The sequence below is a fragment of the Allobosea sp. 01N443 genome (genome assembly GCF_056399325.1).
Genome location: NZ_JBFTRC010000314.1, coordinates 1 through 4,074, shown reverse-complemented (window position 1 = coordinate 4,074; position 4,074 = coordinate 1). Strand labels below are relative to the sequence as shown.

At 60.3% G+C, this 4,074-nt stretch carries 2 protein-coding genes; both read right to left on the bottom strand.

Going from position 1 to position 4,074, the window contains the following annotated elements:
- Window positions 1-3,054: 3,054 nt before the first annotated feature.
- A complete protein-coding gene (locus tag AC1DRP_RS35420; RefSeq protein ID WP_476770993.1) occupies window positions 3,055-3,741 on the bottom strand; it encodes a GntR family transcriptional regulator in 687 nt (228 codons plus the stop codon).
- Window positions 3,742-3,744: 3 nt separating this feature from the next.
- Window positions 3,745-4,074 (bottom strand): ABC transporter permease subunit (locus tag AC1DRP_RS35415; protein WP_476770992.1); only part of this gene is annotated, 330 nt, incomplete at its 5' end.

Genomic DNA, 4,074 nt, shown 5'->3' with positions numbered 1-4,074 from the left:
GCCACCGGAACCACCGCCCGAGCCTCCGCCCGTGCCTCCGACGGAGCCGCCACCGGAACCACCGCCCGAGCCTCCGCCCGTGCCTCCGACGGAGCCGCCACCGGAACCACCGCCCGAGCCTCCGCCCGTGCCTCCGACGGAGCCACCACCGGAACCACCGCCCGAACCTCCGCCTGAGCCTCCTACGGAGCCGCCGCCAACAGAGTTGCCATTACCGCCGGCGGCGGACGAGGACGCGGCCCCTCCGCCGCCGTTATTCGCAGTGGCACTTGCGCCGGCGGCGTTGGAGCTCGAATTTCCCTCGCCGCCGCCGGAGCGGTCTGAGGTCCCTGAAGAAATGGCGCCTGTCGTGGTCGGCGGGCAGGTCCAGACTTGACTGCCACCCCGCTGCGTCAGGTAACACGCTGCATTGGGCGCGCGGGTCGGCCGACCATCAGGAGAAACGGCCGCATAGTACAGGACGTTGCCGCCCGCGAGGCCCTGAACGGACGATGCGCGGGCGCCGATAGACGCGGTAGCGCGTGGTGGGCAGACCCACAGACGGTCGCCGTCATACTGCTGAATGATGCAATGGCGGCTGGGCGCACGCGTCGGGCGGCCATTCGCGCTAATGGCCCTGTAGTATCGTACCACGCCGGCATCGCTCCGACCGACCCCAGAGCTCTCGACAGAGCCGCTCGTCCAATGACCAATCGCTGCCGGTGTTGCTGGTCCACCGCGCCCGTTCCGCCGGGCAGGGTCGCATTCCCAAAGCCATTGGCTCCTCACCAGCTTGCGTTCGCAGGAGGGGTAGGGTTGCGGCGTCGGCGAGCCGTTGACTGCAATACCYTCATGATATTCCGGCGAAGAACTGACGGTCAATGCTTGCGAATACGCCAATGTTGACGTAGCTGCAAGCAAACAAAAAATAATAAATCCAGAATTTAAGCGATGCATGACGAATCCATCTTTTTTCAAGTAGATTACTTGCAGTCATTAATAGAACTGAGATATGTTGTAATCAGTTACATAAACCAAACTGTCTGATTCTTACGATAATTCACGCACAGTTTCGTTGTCAATGCTACAGGACTTACTTTAGGCGGCTGATTAATATCCCCTTCGAAGACCTAAGTCGGATGATTTCACCCGCACTTAGTGGATTGACTTCCACGCCGGTTGCGCTTTGGTTGCTGCCGCGATGACTGCGTCGGGGTCGGCTTTCCCGCGGAAGAGCGAAATCACGCCCCACATCGACACAGTGAGCGCCCCGGCACAGCGGGAGCGTCTCGCCGCCATTATCACCGAATTTTGGGCGGAGGGTCCTACCGTCGATTTGGCGTTAATGGCTGACCGTCGGTTCAATAAAACCACACCTGAAGAGCAAAGAGACTCCTGACTGAGTGAAATCTCAGCGAGCCGCGGAACCGTTGGTTTTGCCATGGGTTCGCAATCGCGTGTTGGTGCTCTCAACCAGCGTCGACACGGCCTGGGAGCAGCCCCGCTTACAATCCGCCCCCCCAGCCGGCGGGGCTGCTCTTCGCCAGTGGAGTTGCAGTTGTGTGCGCGCGTCGGTTGTTGCGTGTCGGCCCTGGTGCCGAAATTGTCCGGGGCCCGGCCAGCAAGGCGGGATGCGCACCAACGGTGCGCAACAGACCACCCGCCGCCTCCCGCCAAACGGGACTACCTGAACGAGACTCCCTCCAAGATTAGGAACGGGCCAATGGTGCCCTGGGGCCGGCGCCCCGATCAGAATTCCCGAAAGCCGACGTCCGCCACGTCGGCTAGGGGCCAACTCCGGAAGCTCGACGTCCGGGAGATCCGCGCGTCCATCGCCTCGAGCGACCATCAAGGGGAGATAGGTCGTCGCAGCTCCTCGGCCGCTCGCGAATCCTATGAACGGCGCGCGGGGAGGGGGAAGCCGCTCAAACAAATTATCCGTCCGGCGAAGAACCAGTCGGATGCGCGCAGGTTCTCAGCTGAATTCGCGCTCTTGCACAGGTCGGACTGAATGCTCGCGTCGACAGAACCGGGCTGCCGGAAACGGAGCGACGCCCGGCAGGGCCGGGCGACGCATGTCAGTTTGCGGAACTTTTCCTACAATCGCGGCAACACTATGCCTCGTTCTTCATTCACCTCGCTCTTCGGGCGATTGGGCATTCGTTCGTCTTCCCCCACGTGTCGCCTGTTGAACAGGCGCCGATCCGCGCCAGTGACAGATTGAATGCCCCGCGGTGACAAAATACGCATGATGGAGAAAGGCGCTGTGCGCCTTGAGAGCGCGTTTGATGCTGCTGCGGTCGGAGTTGCTCCGAATTCCTCTTGTCGTTCAGCGACGAACAAGTCTCTGGCGGACTTTAACAAGCGAAGCAGGCCAACCTCCTATAACCGAACCTGTCGGGAGCCTTCCGGTAAGGTCTAAGGATAAGATGGCAAAAAAGATTGTTCTTGGCTTGTTATGCAGCGTTCTCCTGACATTATCGATCTGGCGGCTTATATATTTGTTAGCTCTCGCTCCCCAGATCGATGACATACTCTTCATCGGGAGTCCGTTGCTCGCAATTATTATCTCCTCATTGCTTGTTCGCTCGACGTACAAGGTGAGCGACCAAACGGACGAAGCTTGAGGTGTATTGAGCCCAGTCCATTGGGGCGATTAGCACCGATTTGAGCGTTTGTTTGAGGTCGCCTCGTCCAATTGCCTGCCAGGGCGAAGCGATGAGAAAGCGGACGGATACGGCACCCCAAGTTGCAAATCTTAATGTGGGCGGTCGTTGATCTGATGGTCTCTGCGGACGATCAGGACCTGGAGCGCTGGAGGTCTATCCGCAGCGGTCGCCGGAGGATGCGCTATTCAGCCTTTGCACCGCGGCGGTGAGGCAGGGGTCGGATGCGGCCTTCAACATTTGCGCCGCAAGGACTACCTGCAGGCGATTGCGAGCGTTCGGCCTGGCCATTAGGGTGGTCATTGAGCCCTTGCCCGTCTTGTCGCTGTACGAAAGCTCGTGAGCGAGCTCGCTGTTACTTTTCCCGAGCAGCAACAGCTTGACGATCTGCTCCCCCGTCCGTACATTCCTACAGGCTAAGCGCGCGCGAGCAGCCGCGCAGCACGTGGTCGCTCATTGCGGCCACTGCGGCCGGTCCGTCGCGACGTTCTAGCGCGGCGATAATCCGCAGATGATCGCCCATCGCAATCGAAACCAGAGAATCCGTCATTAATCCGCGTTCCTGCCGGATCAGACTCAGCTTGAGCGAGTTAAGGCGATAGGCTTCCGAGATGATCCGATTTCCGAGCGAATCGACGATCACTGCGTGAAAGGCGCTGTCAACGTCCCGGGCGCGGGCCAGCATGTCGGATTCCGGTTTTCGGCCGTTTGCCCGCAGGCAATCCTGCTCCAGAATCTCCTCATGTTCGCGGCGCATCGCCAGGATGGCCTGGTCGGTCGCCGTCTCGATGAAGCTCGCCGTGGCTTCCTTTTCGATCATCAGCCGGTATTGGAAAGCGTCCTTGACCAAGTCGATGTCGACATAGGCGATCTGCATCCCGCGGCTCGGTACTACGTTGACCAGCCTTTCGCCTTCGAGGCGAGACACCAGTTCGCGGATCGTGCCGATCGGCAAGCCGGTCATGTCGACCAATTCGCGCTGCGAGAGAAATTGGCCGGGCCTGATCCGGTGGGCGAGCAGGTTCTTTACGAAGCTGTCGTAGGCCCGCTGGCGGGAGGATGCCTCGAAGACGACGGCGGGTAGATTTCTCACCATCGATCAGCCTTTCGTGGCACCGAGCATGGCCCCAAAGAACATCTGCTTCTGGACGATCCAGACAAAAATTAGCACCGGGACCATCTGCAGCGTTGCCGCAGCGAAGACCTCACCCCAGTTGGCAGTGCCTTCGCCGATGYCCGACAGCATGTCGGCCAGGACGACTGGGGCGGTTGCGGTGCGCGTCGTCGTTAGCACGAGCCCAAACATATAATCGTTCCAGGCGAACACAGCGACGAAGATGGCGACTGTCAGAATACCCGGCCAGATCAGCGGCAGGATGATGCGTCGAAAGGCCTGAAAACGGCTGCAGCCGTCGAGAAAGGAGGCCTC

Bases quoted from the DNA above. Each gene is read 5' to 3' on its own strand.
- AC1DRP_RS35420 (WP_476770993.1), bottom strand. From the start codon at position 3,741: ATGGTGAGAAATCTACCCGCCGTCGTCTTCGAGGCATCCTCCCGCCAG.